General features: G+C 74.2%; 14 protein-coding genes and 1 pseudogene. 7 read left to right on the top strand and 8 right to left on the bottom strand.

The genetic code is table 11. The features are described 5' to 3' along the window. The first annotated feature begins 16 nt into the window (after positions 1–16). On the top strand, positions 17–982 hold the full coding sequence (locus ACZ4O3_RS14650) for a GNAT family N-acetyltransferase (RefSeq protein WP_362720667.1): 966 nt from the start codon (positions 17–19) through the stop codon (positions 980–982). 11 nt (positions 983–993) lie between these two features. Here the strand turns inward: ACZ4O3_RS14650 and ACZ4O3_RS14645 are convergent, their stop codons facing one another. Next, the gene (locus tag ACZ4O3_RS14645; protein ID WP_362720665.1) at positions 994–1665 is read right to left on the bottom strand and encodes a pyridoxine/pyridoxamine 5'-phosphate oxidase; all 672 of its coding nucleotides are present in this window, start codon (positions 1663–1665) and stop codon (positions 994–996) included. 151 nt (positions 1666–1816) lie between these two features. On the opposite strand from ACZ4O3_RS14645, the gene ACZ4O3_RS14640 reads away from it, so the two are divergent. Further along, a complete protein-coding gene (locus tag ACZ4O3_RS14640) occupies positions 1817–2284 on the top strand; it encodes a hypothetical protein (RefSeq protein ID WP_467722321.1) in 468 nt (155 codons plus the stop codon). A 354-nt stretch (positions 2285–2638) separates the two neighbouring features. On the opposite strand, the pseudogene ACZ4O3_RS14635 reads toward ACZ4O3_RS14640, so the two are convergent. Both ACZ4O3_RS14635 and ACZ4O3_RS14630 read right to left on the bottom strand, forming a co-directional pair. Further along, positions 2639–2710, bottom strand: a pseudogene (locus ACZ4O3_RS14635) (hypothetical protein); the annotation flags it as partial. Between the two features lie 718 nt (positions 2711–3428). Next, positions 3429–4598, bottom strand: a complete 1170-nt coding sequence (locus ACZ4O3_RS14630) for a thiolase C-terminal domain-containing protein (protein ID WP_467722320.1) — start codon at positions 4596–4598, stop codon at positions 3429–3431. A gap of 99 nt (positions 4599–4697) precedes the next feature. On the opposite strand from ACZ4O3_RS14630, the gene ACZ4O3_RS14625 reads away from it, so the two are divergent. Beyond that, complete coding sequence (locus ACZ4O3_RS14625; protein ID WP_467722319.1) at positions 4698–5882, top strand: acyl-CoA dehydrogenase family protein; 1185 nt, start codon at positions 4698–4700, stop codon at positions 5880–5882. After that, positions 5879–6343 (top strand): nitroreductase/quinone reductase family protein, encoded by a 465-nt coding sequence (locus tag ACZ4O3_RS14620; RefSeq protein WP_362732819.1) that lies wholly within the window; start codon positions 5879–5881, stop codon positions 6341–6343. The genes ACZ4O3_RS14625 and ACZ4O3_RS14620 overlap by 4 nt, the downstream gene beginning before the upstream one ends. Before the next feature lie 59 nt (positions 6344–6402). Here the strand turns inward: ACZ4O3_RS14620 and ACZ4O3_RS14615 are convergent, their stop codons facing one another. After that, on the bottom strand, positions 6403–7017 hold the full coding sequence (locus ACZ4O3_RS14615; RefSeq protein WP_467722318.1) for a LysE family translocator: 615 nt from the start codon (positions 7015–7017) through the stop codon (positions 6403–6405). A gap of 82 nt (positions 7018–7099) precedes the next feature. Here ACZ4O3_RS14615 and ACZ4O3_RS14610 point away from each other — a divergent pair, with 82 nt between their 5' ends. After that, positions 7100–7552, top strand: coding sequence for an Lrp/AsnC family transcriptional regulator (locus ACZ4O3_RS14610; RefSeq protein ID WP_362729493.1), 453 nt, complete (start codon positions 7100–7102; stop codon positions 7550–7552). Positions 7553–7627: 75 nt separating this feature from the next. On the opposite strand, the gene ACZ4O3_RS14605 is transcribed toward ACZ4O3_RS14610, so the two are convergent. Then, on the bottom strand, positions 7628–8275 hold the full coding sequence (locus tag ACZ4O3_RS14605) for a TetR family transcriptional regulator (RefSeq protein ID WP_362729495.1): 648 nt from the start codon (positions 8273–8275) through the stop codon (positions 7628–7630). Between the two features lie 145 nt (positions 8276–8420). On the opposite strand from ACZ4O3_RS14605, the gene kbpA reads away from it, so the two are divergent. Both kbpA and ACZ4O3_RS14595 read left to right on the top strand, forming a co-directional pair. Further along, positions 8421–9143, top strand: coding sequence for an AfsK-binding protein KbpA (gene kbpA, locus ACZ4O3_RS14600; RefSeq protein WP_362729497.1), 723 nt, complete (start codon positions 8421–8423; stop codon positions 9141–9143). A 199-nt stretch (positions 9144–9342) separates the two neighbouring features. Further along, positions 9343–11685, top strand: coding sequence for an outer membrane protein assembly factor BamB family protein (locus ACZ4O3_RS14595; protein ID WP_467722317.1), 2343 nt, complete (start codon positions 9343–9345; stop codon positions 11683–11685). A 36-nt stretch (positions 11686–11721) separates the two neighbouring features. Here the strand turns inward: ACZ4O3_RS14595 and ACZ4O3_RS14590 are convergent, their stop codons facing one another. The 3 genes from ACZ4O3_RS14590 to ACZ4O3_RS14580 are packed head-to-tail and all read right to left on the bottom strand — an operon-like array spanning position 11722 to position 14061. After that, positions 11722–12495: an enoyl-CoA hydratase/isomerase family protein gene (locus ACZ4O3_RS14590; protein WP_362726476.1), complete on the bottom strand. Its 774-nt coding sequence runs from the start codon at positions 12493–12495 to the stop codon at positions 11722–11724. After that, positions 12492–12905 (bottom strand): Zn-ribbon domain-containing OB-fold protein, encoded by a 414-nt coding sequence (locus tag ACZ4O3_RS14585; RefSeq protein WP_467722316.1) that lies wholly within the window; start codon positions 12903–12905, stop codon positions 12492–12494. Before ACZ4O3_RS14585 ends, ACZ4O3_RS14590 begins: the two co-directional genes overlap by 4 nt. A 1-nt stretch (position 12906) precedes the next feature. After that, positions 12907–14061, bottom strand: coding sequence for a lipid-transfer protein (locus ACZ4O3_RS14580; protein ID WP_362726482.1), 1155 nt, complete (start codon positions 14059–14061; stop codon positions 12907–12909). Between the last annotated feature and the right edge of the window lie 14 nt (positions 14062–14075).

The raw sequence follows: 14075 nt of genomic DNA, 5'->3' as shown, positions 1-14075 counted from the left end.
GGCGCGACCATCGACCATGGACCCCGAGACAGCCCCCGAGGCACCCGCGGCCGGACTGGCCGGAGCTGCCGACGCGCCCCACCCCTCCGACGCATCCGACCCCTTCGGCCTCTCCGACACGTCCGAGTGGCACTTCACCTCCGACGTGGGCGAACTACTCGCCCACGCGGGGGACTTCCTCGCCTCCCGCCCGGACCTGCACACCGTCCACCTGACGGTGACCCGGCAGCTGCGGCACAGCGGCCCGTCGGCGTACGGCGACCCGCCGCCGTTCCTCGGCTACCTGACCAGGGAGGACGGCAGTGTGGGCGCGGCGCTGCTGCACACCCCGCCCTACGCCCTGCGCACCACCCGCCTCACGGCCCGGCAGGCCGGGGCGCTGGCCTCCCGGCTGCTCGCCCTCGGCCACCCGGTGTCCGGATTCGCCGCCGAACGCGCCACGGCGGAGGCGTTCGTGGCGGCCTGGGAGCGGCGGACCGGGACGCCCGGGAAGCTCCGCGACCTCGAACGGCTGTACCGGCTCGAGGAGTTGACGGTCCCCGTCCCAGTGCCCGAGGGCCGGGCGAGGGTGGCAGGTCCCGCGGACCGGGACCTGCTGATCCGCTGGTACGGCGGCTTCGTCACCGACGCGGGTGTGCCGGGCGGCCGGGACGCCGGGGACTGGGCCGACTTCCGGCTCTCCTACGACGGCGTCACGCTCTGGGAGACCCCCGACGGCACCCCGGTGTCCATGGCCGGCGTGACCCCGACGGTCGCAGGCCAGGCCCGGGTCGCGCCCGTCTACACCCCGCGCGAGCTGCGCGGCCGCGGCTACGCAGGCGCGGTGACGGCGGAGGTCAGCCGGGCGGCCCTGGCGCGGGGCGTCGGCGAGGTCCTCCTCTTCACGGACCTGGCGAACCCGACGAGCAACGCGCTCTACCAGCGCATCGGCTACCGGCGGGTGGCCGACTGGGCGGTGTACGACGTCGAGGGGCGGGCGTAGCGGGGAGGCGCTCACGGCCACAGCAGTTGCCGCCGCCACGTTCCGTCGCCCTGGCCGGTGTACCGGAGCCGGACGTGCCGGCGTTCCGGGTCGCCCTGGAAGAACTCGGCCTCCTGTGGACGCAGCCGGTAGAGGGTCCAGGTGGGCGAGGGGGCGGCCGGGTCGGCGCGGGCGCGCTCCCAGGCCGCCTCCGACTCCTCGCGCAACTCCTCCAGCGAGGACAGGACCCCGCTCTGCCGGCCGGTGAGCGCCGCCGCGAGCGCGCCCGTCGAGCGGGCGTGCAGGTCCGCCTGGCCCTCCTCCCACGGGGCCGCGGTGACCGGCCCGCGCAGCCGGACCTGGCGGCCCAGCACCGGCCAGTAGAAGGCCAGCGCCGCGTACGGGCGGTCGCTTAGCTGATGCCCCTTGCGGCTGGTCAGGTGCGACGCGAAGGACCAGCCGTCCGGGTCCGCGCCGTGCAGCATCACGATCCGTACGTCGGGCCGGCCCTCTTCGTCCGCCGTCGCCAGCGACACGGTGTGCGGCTCCGGCTGCCCGGCCGCCACCGCCTCCGCGAACCACGTGGTGAACAGGGGGAGCGGAGCGTCGGGTGCCGACGCGGGGTCGAACGGCCGTAGCTCCGTGGTCTCGGGGGACCAGACCCGGAGCGACTTCAGGAGCGCGTGGAGATCCGTTGCTGCCATGTGCCGAGTATCACTCGGGGCCGCGCCCTGCCGCCCCGGCAGCACGCCGGGGGACGGCCCGGCGTGCCCGGAGGTACCCGCAGCCCGGACTCCCGGGCACAACCGAGCGAATCCCTGCGCATACCTGTGCCCCGGCCCCACACTGTCCGGCATGAGGGGACCCAGGACCGTGAGAGTGGGCGTACGTCATGTGCTCGGCGACGGCGGGCGGCCCACGGCGCGGACCGTCACCTGGGCCGCGCGTGACTTCCGGCTGGTCCGGCCGGCGGTGGGCCGGGACCGGGTCGAGCTGGAGTGCCCGGTCTGCTCGGCCGCGCTGCTCGCCGAGGTCCGCGACCACGTCCGTACCCGGCGGGTCCGCCTGACCTGGGCCGCGGTCTTCGTGCTCGCGCTGGCGCTGTGCGCCGCCTCGCTGGCCTACGCCCTCCACGAGGGCGCCAGGGCCCTCCCGGCCGGGCAGTCGCCGCCCCTGCTCCTCCCGGTCAGCGTGGCCGCGGCCGTCCTCACCCTGATCGCCGCCCCCGTGGCCTGGGTGATCGCCCGCAACCACGTCGGCGTCAGCCTCGTCGACACCCCCGGCCCGCGCCGCGGCCACCGGATCGTGCCGGTGCGCGGCTGAGGCGCTCCTCAGCGCCGGGCGAACTGGACCCCGGTCCGCTGGACCGTGTCCGGGCGCACCGGGAGGGCGGGCACGGTGAGCGGTTCGCCGTAGATGCCGGTGAGCCGGAGTTCGCCGCCGCAGCCGACGCCCTGTTCGGAGAGGAAGTAGTTGTACTCGGTGCGGCTCAGCGCCAGCCAGCCGCCGCCCGCTGCGGACCTCCAGGCGGGCCGGCGGGTTGCGGTGACCGATCGCCTGGATCCCGCACCAGTAGCGGGTGGAGCCCGTCTTGCAGCGGATCCCGACCGTGTCGGAGGCGGCCGGGCTCAGCAGCCTCCAGGTGATCGCGACCCGGCCCGCCGAGAGCGGCGCCAGTTAGGCGAACGCCTGTCGGCTCAGGTCGAGTTGGCCGGCCGCGCAGGGCGCGGGGCATTCGTTGGTGATGCGTACGGTGACGGATGTGCCGCCCGCCGCACGGACCGAGACGTACGCGCCGCACGCCTACGCCGTCTCGTAGTCCGCGGTGTTCGTCGCCGCGGTCAGCACGTCGTCGGTCGGGCCGAACGAGCAGGCGCCGTCGCCGTCGCACGTCGTAGGAGGTGGCGACCCCCTGGTGGGAGGCACCGGGGCGGATCCGGCCGGCCGCGGGGACGGTGGTGGTGGCGGGCGTGCGGGCGGTGCCGGTCGCCGTGCGCCGGGCCGGGGCGGCGGCAGCGGATCTCGTCGGCGTGGCCCGTGCGCCTGCCGCGGGCTTCGCCGAGGCCCCCTTCGAGGGCGCCGGCGGTGCCGTCGCCGTCGCGCTTCCCGCGGCCTCCGGCGAGGAGGACGGCGAGGCCGAGGCCGCGGACACCGCCCGGTCCGCGGCGCCCCGCCCGGTGCCGGCCGCGCCGCCGGGGCGGAAGGCCACGACCAGGGTGGCCACCAGGGCGACGGCGGCGACGGCGGCCACCGCGAGCAGCGGACCGCGGACCGGGTGCCGGGCGGACGTCCGCTCCGTACGCGGGCGTCGGCGATGTGAGGAGGAGGCCACGGAGCGGTCCTTACGCGGTTCGGCGGTGCACGTCCTTCGAACGTCCGCTTCCGATGCCTGCGAACGTCGAAGCTTCCGGCACCCGGTCGCCGCCACGGCCCGAAAGGTTGCCGCCGTCCTTCCCCGCCCCCGGTGTCACCCCCGTCCCAGCACCACCGTCCCCGAGGAGCAGAACCAGCCGCCCGTCCCCGACGCCACCCCCAGCTCCGGCAGCCCCCCGTCCGCCCGGCGCACCTGCCGGTCACCGGCCTCGCCGCGCAGTTGCCGTACCGCTTCCACCAGCAGGAACAGCCCGCGCATCCCGGGGTGTTGGGCGGAAAGGCCGCCCCCGTCCGTGTTCACCGGAAGCCCGCCGCCCGCCACCCGCAGCCGCCCCTTCTCCACGAACGCCCCGCCCTCGCCCTTGGCACAGAAGCCGAGGTCCTCCAGCGTGACCAGCGTCATGTAGGTGAAGGCGTCGTAGATCTCCGCGAAGTCCACCTCCGCCGGCCGGACGCCCGCCCGCCGGAAGGCCAGTCGGCCGCTCACCGCCGCCGGGGACACCGTGAAGTCGGCCCACTCCGACATGGCGGCGTGCGAGACGCACTCGCCCGTGCCGAGCACCCAGACCGGCGCGGTACGGCAGTCCCGTACGTACTCCTCGGCCGCCAGCAGCACCGCCGCGCCGCCGTCGGAGCGGATGCAGCAGTGCAGCTTGGTGAAGGGGGCGGCGATCATCGGGCCGGACAGGACCTCGTCGACGGTGACGGGGGTGCGGAACATCGCCTCCGGGTTGAGGGCCGCGTTCGCCCGTGCCTGGACGGCCACCTCCGCCAGCTGCTCGATCGTGGTGCCGTGTTCGATCATGTGACGGCGGGCCGCCATCGCGTACTTGGCGATGAGCGTGTGGCCGTAGGGGACCTCGAACTGGAGGGGGCCCCCGCCGCCGAAGGACAGGTTGCCGGTCCTGCGGCCCGCCTTGATGTCGGCGCGGGCCGTCGAGCCGTACACGAGCAGGACGGCGTTGGCATGGCCGGCCGCGATCGCGTCCGCCGCGTGGGCCGCCATGACCTCCCAGGTCGAGCCGCCGACCGAGGTGGAGTCGGCCCAGGTGGGCCGCAGGCCCAGGTACTCGGCCACCTCCACCGGGGCCAGCGTGCCCAGGCCCGCCGACGCGAAGCCGTCGACCACCTCCCGGCCGAGTCCCGCGTCGGCGAGCGCGCGGCGGGCCGCCTGGGCGTGCAGGGCGTAGGCGGTGGCGTCGTCCACGCGGCCGCAGTCGGACAGGGCCACGCCGACCACGGCGACCTTGCGGGGTCCGGTCATGAATCTGACGGTACATCAGATCGGCATTCCTTCACCCCTGTGCATCTGCATCCACTGCCCCTAGCATGACGGGCCGTCAGATCGTCAGGAGGTCCGGTCATGGACGCCCGCTTCACCGACGAGCAGGACGAGATCCGGCGCGCCCTGCGTGAACTGCTCCACAAGCGCTGCGGGACGGAGGACGTACGGGCCGCCGTCGACCGGCCGGAGGGACACGACCCCGCCCTGTGGACCGCCCTCGGCGAACAACTCGGCCTGCCCGGACTCGCGTTGCCCGCCGCCTACGGCGGAGCGGGCTGCTCCGGCACGGAAGTCGCACTCGCCGCAGAGGAGTTGGGGCGCGTTCTGGCCCCTTCCCCCTTCCTCGCCACCGCCGTCCTCGCCGCCCCGCTGCTGCTCGCCCTCGGCACCGACACCCAGCGCGCCGAACTGCTCCCGAGGATCGCCGACGGCCGTCTCACCGCCGCCCTGGCCGTCCCCGGCACCCGGCTCGGCACCGCCCTCGCGCTCACCGGGACGGGCAGCGGCGACTGGGCCGGCGGCGGACGGGCCGGCGGCGTCCAGGCGCGGCACCGGGGGGACCGGTGGCAGCTGTACGGAGAGGCCGACCAGGTGCTGGACGGGCACAGCGCCGGGCTGCTCCTCGTCCCCGCGCACGCCGGCGGGTACGCCCGCTCGCGCGTCCTGCTCTTCCTGGTGGCGGGGGACGCCGACGGCGTCGTACGGACCCGGCGCACCGCCCTCGACCCGACCCGCCCCCAGGCCCGGGTCCAGCTGCGCCACGTGACCGCGGAACCGCTGGGCGACGCGGACACCGACGTCCGGCCGGCCCTCGCCGCCCTCGGCGACTCCGTGGCCGCGGTGCTCGCGGGCGAGGCCGTGGGGGCCGCGGACCGGGCACTGGAGCGGACCGTGGAGTACGTCAGGCAGCGGGAGCAGTTCGGGCGGGCGATCGGGTCGTTCCAGGCCGTCAAGCACCGGCTGGCCGACGTGCACGTGGCGGTACGCGCGGCCCGGTCGGCCGCCTACTACGCGGCCTGGGCGACCGCCCAGGGTGAACCGGCCGGCGGACTGGCCCTCGCCCAGGCGCTCCAGGCGCTGCGGACGGCCGCCGCGGAGGGGATCCAGCTGCATGGCGGGATCGGGTTCACCTGGGAGCACGAGGCGCACCTGTTCTTCAAGCGGGCCGCCGGGGACGAGCTGCTCTTCGGGCCCGTCCACCGGCTGCGCGCGCGGGCCGCCGACGCGGCGGGGCTGTTCGAGGGACGGGGGGTGGCGGTGTGATCGGCGAAGGGCTGGTGCAGAAGGTCTCCGCCACCCGCGGGTTCGCCAAGGTGGCCCCGCACGTGGTTCCCGCCCTGGACCGGGCCGTGCACCGGCTCACCGGGGGCCGGGTGCTGCTCAGCGCCCGGATGCTGCCCGGGGTGATCCTCACCTCCACCGGCGCGCGCAGCGGGCAGCCCCGCCGTACGCCGCTGGCGTGCATGCCCGAGGGGGACGGCTGGTTCCTCGTCGGGTCCAACTTCGGGCGCACCGGCCATCCCGCCTGGACGTACAACCTCCTCGGGCATCCCGCCGCCGGGATCAGCTGGAAGGGGCGGGACATCCCGGTCACCGCCCGGCTGCTCGAAGGGGCGGAACGGGCGGAGGCCTGGCGGCTGCTGCTGGTGTTCTGGCCGCCGTACGCCGCCTACCAGGAGCGGGTGGACCGGGAGATCCGGATCTTCCGGCTCACGAGGTCGTAGTCCCCGGGCGTGGTCAAGGGGCCTGCCGGGCCGTGGTCACAGCGCCTGCCGGGCGGTGGTCACAGGGCGTGCCGGGCGAGCAGGAGCGCCCCGACGCCCAGCATCGCCGCCCCCGAGGTGCGGGTGACCGCCCTGGCGGCCGTCGGGCGGGCCGAGAGCAGGCGGCGGGCGAGGACGCCGACGGTCAGGTAGACGGCGGTGCAGCAGGCCATGTGGACGCCGCCGAGCACGGCGGTCTGGAGGGCCACGGGCGGGTGGTCTTTCCGGGTGACCAGGAACTGGGGGAGTACGGAGAGATACAGCAGCAGCGCCTTGGGGTTGAGGCCGCTGATCGCCGCGCCCCGCCGGAAGCCGCCCGCTCCGGCGTCCGCCCCCGGGTCGGCTTCCTGCGGCACCGCCGGGTGGCGCAGTACGCCCCAGCCCAGCAGGATCAGACAGCCGGCGCCGGCCGCCGTCAGGGCCGTGAGCAGCGCGGGCGAGCCCGCCACCAGCACCGCGAGGCCGGCCACCGCCAGCGCCGTGTGCAGCGCGTACCCCGCCATCAGGCCGGCCACCGCCCGTCCCGCCGAGCGCCCGCGCGTCCCGGCGGCGATCACGAACGCCCAGTCGGCGCCCGGCACGCACACCAGCAACAGGTCCACGGCGAGGAAGGAGATCAGGGGTCCGGTGTCCATGCCAGGGACATTAGGCGCGAACAGCCCGAAAGTGTTGTCGTGATGTGCTCAGTACCGGCCGTTCCGGGGGAGAATCCGCCCCATGGACGACGTGGACCGGAAAATTCTTGCCGAGCTTCAGCAGGACGGGCGGCTGACCGTGACCGAGCTGGCCGGACGGGTGCGGCTGAGCGTCTCGCCGTGCCACCGGCGGCTGCGCGAACTGGAGCGGTCGGGGGCGATCAGCGGGTACCGGGCGATGGTGGACCCGGCGTCCGTGGGGCTGCTCTTCGAGGCGCTGGTCTTCGTCTCCATGCGGCAGGAGGACCGGGACACGGTCGCCGACTTCGAGCGGGCGCTCGCGGAGATCCCCCATGTGCTGGACGCGCAGCGGCTGTTCGGCGAACCCGACTACCTGCTGCGGGTGGCCACCGCCGACCTCGCCGCCTTCCAGCGGCTCTACGACGAACGGCTCGCGACCTTGCCGGGCGTGCAGCGCCTCACCTCGACCCTGGTGATGAAGCACGTGGTCCGGGACCGCCCGCTGCCGGCGTGACGGGGCGGGTAGCGCAACAGGCGGTGGTCCACCCCCGGTGAACCGCCGCCTGCCAGACAGGACCCGGAGTGCGGGTTACTTCGTGGGCTTCTTCCCGGTCACGCCCAGGTGTACCAACAGTGCCAGGTTGGGCTTGAGTTCGGCCTGCTTCACGCCCCAGGACTGGAAGCCCTTCTGGTGCGAGGCGACCGCCGCGAGCATCGCGACCAGTGAACCGGCCACGGCCGCCGGGTTCACGTCCTTGTCGACCTTGCCCTTGGACTGCAACTCCGTGATGGAGTCGGTCAGGGAGTTGTTCACCGAGTTGAGGATCTTCATACGGATCTTGTAGAACCGTTTGTCCCCTTCGGCCGCGCCGAGGTCGACCACGCGCAGAATCGCGTCGTTCCTGCGCCAGAACTCCAGGAAACCGTCGACGAGTTCCTGCGCGGTCGTCCAGCCGGCCTTGCCGACCCAGGAGCGCCCGGCCAGCAGCTCGGTCAACTGACCGCCCTCGGCGGCCATTTCCTCGGCGATCTCCAGGACGGCGCCTTCGACGTCCGGGAAGTACTGGTAGAAGGTCGCGGGCGAAGTGCCCGCCTTCCGGGCGACATCGATGACCTTGACGTCCCGGTAAGGGGAGGAGCTGAGCATCTCGCTGAGGCAGTCGAGCAGCTTCTGCCGGGTCGCCTGCCCACGCCGTCCGGCCACGCGGCCGTCGACGGTACGCACTTGTCCTGTCATGCCGTCAGCTTACCGAGGGGTGATCGGAGCGCGATTCGGCCGACTGCAAATGGGGTGCGCGGGTGTATGGGGGGTGGGTGAGGGGCGCCGCCCCAGGTGGTGCGGCTGGTCTGCGGGGTGCGAGCCGGGCGGTTACTTTGACGACATGGCCGAAAACAGGACATCCGAATACACAGAGGGCGTCCCGTGCTGGGTGGACGTGCAGCTCCCCGACGTCGAGGCGGGCAAGCGGTTCTACGGCGGGCTCTTCGGGTGGACCTTCGACGACGCCGGGGGAGGCGCCGTGTGGGCCCGCCTCGACGGCGTGGCCGTCGCCCGGCTGGCGCGGAAGCGGGACGGCCGGATGCCCACCGTCTGGACGGTGTACTTCGCGACCCCGGACGTCCGGGACCTCGCCCGCCGGATCCTGGCCGTCGGGGGCCAGATCGTGAACGATCCGGTCCCCGTCGGTGACCTCGGCACCGCCGCCCTGGCCGCCGACCCCACGGGCGCCGTCTTCGGCCTCTGGCAGGCGGCGGGCCACCCGGGCTTCGGCGTCCGGCACGCCCCCGGCGGCTTCGCCTGGGCGCAGCTCTACACCAGCGACCCCGACACGGCCGACGCCTTCTACGGCCACCTCTTCACCGCCGCGCTGTTCGGCGCCGGCGCCGAACCGGACGTCGGCCGCGCCCCCGTCACCGAGGTGTTCGCGGCGGGGATGCCCTCGCAGTTCGTCGTCCACTTCCGCACCGGGGACGTGGCGGCCGCCGTCGGGGCCGTTCTGGAGCTGGGCGGCCGGGTCCAGGCGCCGCCCTTTGAGACGTCGTACGGAAAAGTGGCCGTCGTGACCGACAATCAGGGGGCGACGTTCGCGCTGCTGCAACGCTGAGGCCGGAAACGGACGGCTCTCGGTGGAAATATGTCTCACTTTGTCACGTGACACCCCGATTGGTCGCCGGGTTCGCAACCTGTGCCCGGGCCAGGAAGAATCGGGGTGCGTGCCGCCACGGCGGTGCGGTGGTGAGACGCTGCACGGGGTCGCGTACATATGTGGGTGGACGTGGCCCGTACGGGGAGGTGGCAGGCAAGTGGTGGATCAGCTGACGCAGCACGATCCGCGGCGGATCGGGCCGTTCGAGGTGCTGGGACGGCTGGGGGCCGGCGGCATGGGGCTGGTCTATCTCGCGCGTTCGGCGTCCGGGCGGCGCGTGGCGATCAAGACGGTCCGGACCGAACTCGCCGAGGACCAGCTGTTCCGGGTCCGCTTCACCCGTGAGGTCGAGGCGGCCCGCGCGGTCTCCGGTTTCTACACGGCGGCCGTGGTCGACGCCGACCCGCGTGCCGCGGTCCCGTGGCTGGCGACCGCGTACGTCCCCGCGCCGTCCCTCGAAGAGATAGTGAACGACTGCGGGCCGCTCCCGGCCCAGGCGGTCCGCTGGCTCGCGGCGGGCGTCGCGGAGGCGCTCCAGTCCATCCACGGCGCGGGCCTGGTCCACCGGGACCTCAAGCCCTCCAACGTCCTCGTCGTCGAGGACGGCCCCCGGGTCATCGACTTCGGTATCGCCTCCGGTGTCTCGAACACCCGTTTGACGATGACGAACGTCGCGGTGGGCACGCCCGCGTACATGTCCCCGGAGCAGGCGAAGGACTCCCGGTCCGTGACCGGCGCGAGCGACGTCTTCTCCCTCGGCTCCATGCTCGTCTTCGCCGCCACCGGCCACCCGCCCTTCCACGGCGCCAACCCGGTCGAGACCGTCTTCATGCTGCTGCGTGAGGGCCCGGACCTGGAAGGCCTTCCCGAGGAACTGCGCCCCCTCATCGAGTCCTGCATGCAGATGGAGGCCACCGGCCGCCCCAACCCGGCCGACCTCCAGGCGCAGCTGGCCCCCCACCTCTTCGGCTCCGGCTCCGACGACAGCGGTACGGCGTCCGCGTGGCTGCCCGAGAAGGCGGTCGCGCTGATCGAGTCCCGCCGCGGCGGCCGCCCGGCCGTGAAACCTTCCGCCACCCCGTCCGGCGCCCGCAGCGGTGGCCGGCTCGCCGTCCCCCCGCCGCCCTCCTACGACCCGGTCGTCCCGGCCCCGGTCCCGGTCGGCGCCCCCGACGCCGGCCCGGTCCGGCTGGCCGGCGGCCAGGTGCCGATCGGTCCCGGCCCGCGGGTCGCCGACGCCCGCGCCGCCGCCGTCAAGGCGCCCCCGCCGGAGGCCGGCCTGGTGGCCAACTGGTCCCGGCCGCGCCCCGGCGTCAACGGCGTCGACCCCGTCGTACCGGCGGTACCCGCCCTGCCCCCGGAGACGGCGTCCGGCTGGCGCCCCTGGCGGTTCCGGATGTCGAACGACGTCTGGGGCACCCCGGCCGTCGACGGCGACCTCGTCTACGTCACCTCCTTCGAGGTGCACGCCCTCGACGTGGCCACCGGCCGGCGCCGCTTCAAGACGAGGGACGTCGCCTGGTCCATGGCGGTGGCCGAGGGCCGTATCCACGCCTCCGACGGCCCCACCCTGTTCGCGCTGGAGGCCCGCGAGGGCGGCGACCTGTGGCGGCTGTCCACCGACGCCTGGGTGTACGCCCTCAGAGCCGACCGCGGCACCCTCGTCACCGGCACCCGGGGCGGCGGCGTCCAGGCCTGGGAGGCCTCCACCGGGCAGAAACTCTGGGAGCTGTCCGGCGCGCAGACCGACTTCGAGGCCCCCGAGTCCGGGCCGTCCCTGCACGAGGGCACGGTGTTCGTCTGGCAGGACGCCCGCCTGCGCGCGCTGGACGCCCGTACCGGCGAGGAGCGCTGGTCCTACCCCATCGGCGACGCGGCCTCCTGCGGCGGCGTCCCGGTCCGCCTCACCCATGCCCCCGACGGCTTCGTGTACGCCTCGGCGGGCAGCCGCGTCATCGCCCTGGACGCCGCGACGGGGCGCGTCCGCTGGCACTTCGAGGCACCGGCCGTCTTCCTCGCCCCGCCGGCCTTCGTGCCCGGCCCCGCGGTCACCGGCGGCGGCGTCTACCTCGCCGACTACCTCGGCACGGTGTACGCCCTCGACGCCACCGACGGCCGCGACCGCTGGCGCATCGCGACGGAGGCCCGCTCCTCGATCGAGCCGGTGCTGGTGGCCGCCGGGCACGTGCACGTCGGCAGCGGCAAGGGGCTGTACACCCTGGACGCGGTGACCGGAACGCCCAAGTGGCGCTTCCAGGCGGGCGGCGACGTGGTGGGCGCGCCGGCGGTGGCGGAGGGCCGGATCCACTTCGGCTCCACCGACCACCTCCTCTACACCCTGAAGGCCGACGACGGCCGGCTGCGCTGGAAGCTGGCGACCGGCGGTGAGATCACCGGGTCGCCGGTGGTGCGGGACGGGGTGGTGTACGCGTGCAGCAAGGACCGGTGCGTGTACGCGCTGGACGCGGAGAAGGGAACGGGGACGGCACGCACGGCGTGAGTGCGGGTGCGGGTGCGTGGGGGCCGCGGTGGAGTCTCAGCGGATTCGGGGCGTGGCCCGGGACCGGTTCGCGAACAGTTCGGACTGGCCGGCGGCCGGCAGGTTCCCCAGCGCGATGAGATGCGGTGCCAGCCCGTACCCCCGCTCCCGTGCCGCCTCCTTCGCCGCCCACAGCGCCCGCACGCTCCCCTGCACCCCCTCGGCCGGATACCCGGCGATGACGGTCGCGCACCGTACGGCCGCCGCCAAGGCCCGCCCCGGTTCGGTCACTTCGGACACCAGTCCCACCTCGTGGGCCCGCCGTGCGGAGACCCGTTCGGCGTTGCCCATGAGGACCAGCCGGGCCACCTCCCCGTACGGCATCCGCTGCGCCATCAGCACCGACTCGTAGGCGCTGACCATGCCGTAGGAGGTGTGCGGGTCGAAGAAGACGGCCGTCTCGTCGGCGACGACGAAGTCCGACTCGCCGAGCAGGTAGAACGCGCCCCCGCAGGCCATCCCGGCCACGGCGGCGATCACCGGCTTCCACAGGTCGTTCGACTTCGGGCCGACGGCGATCAGCGGATCGTCCTGCATGTACGGCGAGGACGGCTGCGGCACGACCGCGTCCCGGTCGAGCCCCGTGCTGAAGGCGCGTCCGCCGGCGCCGGTGAGGACGACGGCCCGTACGGCGTCGTCGAAGCGCAGCGCCCGCCAGGTGGACGTGAGGTGGGCGGCGGTGGCGAGGTCGATGGCGTTGAGCCGCTCGGGACGGTCGAGGGTGACGACGGCGACCCCGGTCTCCTTGTCCGTGTCCAGGCGCAGGCTCACGGCCGCTCCAGGACCCACTGCGGAACACCGTCCGCGAAGACCGCCTGTACCCGGGCGCCGATCCGGATCCGGTCCGGCGGGAAGGAGCCGAGGGGTGCCCCCGCCGCGCTGACCAGGTTCCCCACCAGCCGGATCCGCGGTGCGTCCGCCAGCTCCACGACCACGACGTTGTACGGGGCCTGGGCCGCGTAGTCCGGGAGCAGCGGCGGGTGCGGGACGACGAACGACCAGATCCGGCCCCGGCCGCTCGTCGGCAGCCACCGGCTCGCGAAGGACTGGCAGTGCGGGCAGCACGGGCGGGGCGGGAAGCGGGGTTCGTGGCAGTCGGCGCAGGTCTGGACGCGGAGTTCGCCGAGCGCCGCGTACTCCCAGAAGGGGGCGCCGTCGGCATCGATGGCCGGTCGCAGCATCTCAGCTCCTGTTGGTGAGGAGGAGGGCGGAGGTCGGCACGCCCTCGCCCGCGGTGACCAGGCAGGTGGCGGCGCCGGGGACCTGGGCGGTACTGGTGCCGCGCAGCTGTTTGACGCCTTCGGTGATCAGGTTGAACCCGTGGACGTAGGCCTCGCTCAGCCCGCCGCCCCCGGTGTTGACGGGCAGCCGCCCGCCGATCTCCAGCGCCCCCTGCTCGGTGAAGGCGCCGCCTTCCCCTCTGCCGCAGAAGCCGTACCCCTCCAGGGAGAGCGGGATCAGGGCGCTGAAGGCGTCGTAGATCTGGGCGACGTCGACGTCCTCGGGGGTGAAGTCCGCGTGCTTCCACAGGTGCCGGGCGGCGGTCCAGGCGGGGCCGGTGAGCGGGTCGTCGTTCCAGTAGTTGACCATGCCGTGGTGCTGGGCGGGCAGGCCCTGGGCGGCGGAGTGGACGTAGACGGGTGTGCGGGCGCAGTCGCGGGCGCGCTCCCGGCTGACCACCACGCAGGCCAGCGCGCCGTCGGTCTCCAGGCAGTTGTCGAAGAGGCAGAGAGGTTCGCTGATCCACCGGGAGGTCATGTACATCTCGCGGGTCAGGGGGCGGTCGTACATGACGGCGGCGGGGTTCTGGTTGGCGCGGTTGCGGCAGGCGAGGGCGACGTTGAAGAGGTGGTCGCGGGTGGCGCCGTACTCGTGCATGTAGCGGCGGGTGAGCATGGCTATCTCGTCGGCGGGCCGGAGCAGGCCGAAGGGCCGGGTCCACTGGGCCGGGGTGGGCAGCTGGACGGTGGTGTTGGTCCAGGGCCGGGGCCCGCTGCCCCGTTTCCGCGACCGCCAGGCCACCCCGACCGAGGCCTGCCCGGAGGCGATGGCGGATGCGAGGTGGGCGACGGTCGCACAGGAGCCCCCGCCCCCGTACCCCACCCTGCTGAAGAAGGTCAGGTCCCCGAACCCGGCCGCCTTGGCCAGTTCCACCTCGTCGGTCTCCTCCATGGTGAAGGAGGCGAGGGCGTCGACCTCGCCGGGGGCGATGCCGGCGTCGTCGAGGGCGGCGAGGACGGCACGGCAGGCGAGGGTCTTCTCGTCCTCGTCGAGCCGTCTGGCGAAGGGAGTCTGTCCGATCCCGACGATGGCGGTGGCGTCCCGGATCCCGGCCATGTGCACACCTCCGC

This window comes from Streptomyces sp. NPDC026515 (assembly GCF_055567595.1).
Note: the sequence above shows the minus strand (reverse complement) of the source record. Positions and strands in the feature narration are given on the sequence as shown.

Bases quoted from the DNA above. Each gene is read 5' to 3' on its own strand.
- ACZ4O3_RS14650 (WP_362720667.1), top strand. From the start codon at position 17: ATGGACCCCGAGACAGCCCCCGAGGCACCCGCGGCCGGACTGGCCGGA.
- ACZ4O3_RS14645 (WP_362720665.1), bottom strand. From the start codon at position 1,665: ATGGCAGCAACGGATCTCCACGCGCTCCTGAAGTCGCTCCGGGTCTGG.
- ACZ4O3_RS14640 (WP_467722321.1), top strand. From the start codon at position 1,817: ATGAGGGGACCCAGGACCGTGAGAGTGGGCGTACGTCATGTGCTCGGC.
- ACZ4O3_RS14630 (WP_467722320.1), bottom strand. From the start codon at position 4,598: ATGACCGGACCCCGCAAGGTCGCCGTGGTCGGCGTGGCCCTGTCCGAC.
- ACZ4O3_RS14625 (WP_467722319.1), top strand. From the start codon at position 4,698: ATGGACGCCCGCTTCACCGACGAGCAGGACGAGATCCGGCGCGCCCTG.
- ACZ4O3_RS14615 (WP_467722318.1), bottom strand. From the start codon at position 7,017: ATGGACACCGGACCCCTGATCTCCTTCCTCGCCGTGGACCTGTTGCTG.
- ACZ4O3_RS14610 (WP_362729493.1), top strand. From the start codon at position 7,100: ATGGACGACGTGGACCGGAAAATTCTTGCCGAGCTTCAGCAGGACGGG.
- ACZ4O3_RS14605 (WP_362729495.1), bottom strand. From the start codon at position 8,275: ATGACAGGACAAGTGCGTACCGTCGACGGCCGCGTGGCCGGACGGCGT.
- kbpA (WP_362729497.1), top strand. From the start codon at position 8,421: ATGGCCGAAAACAGGACATCCGAATACACAGAGGGCGTCCCGTGCTGG.
- ACZ4O3_RS14585 (WP_467722316.1), bottom strand. From the start codon at position 12,905: ATGCTGCGACCGGCCATCGATGCCGACGGCGCCCCCTTCTGGGAGTAC.
- ACZ4O3_RS14580 (WP_362726482.1), bottom strand. From the start codon at position 14,061: ATGGCCGGGATCCGGGACGCCACCGCCATCGTCGGGATCGGACAGACT.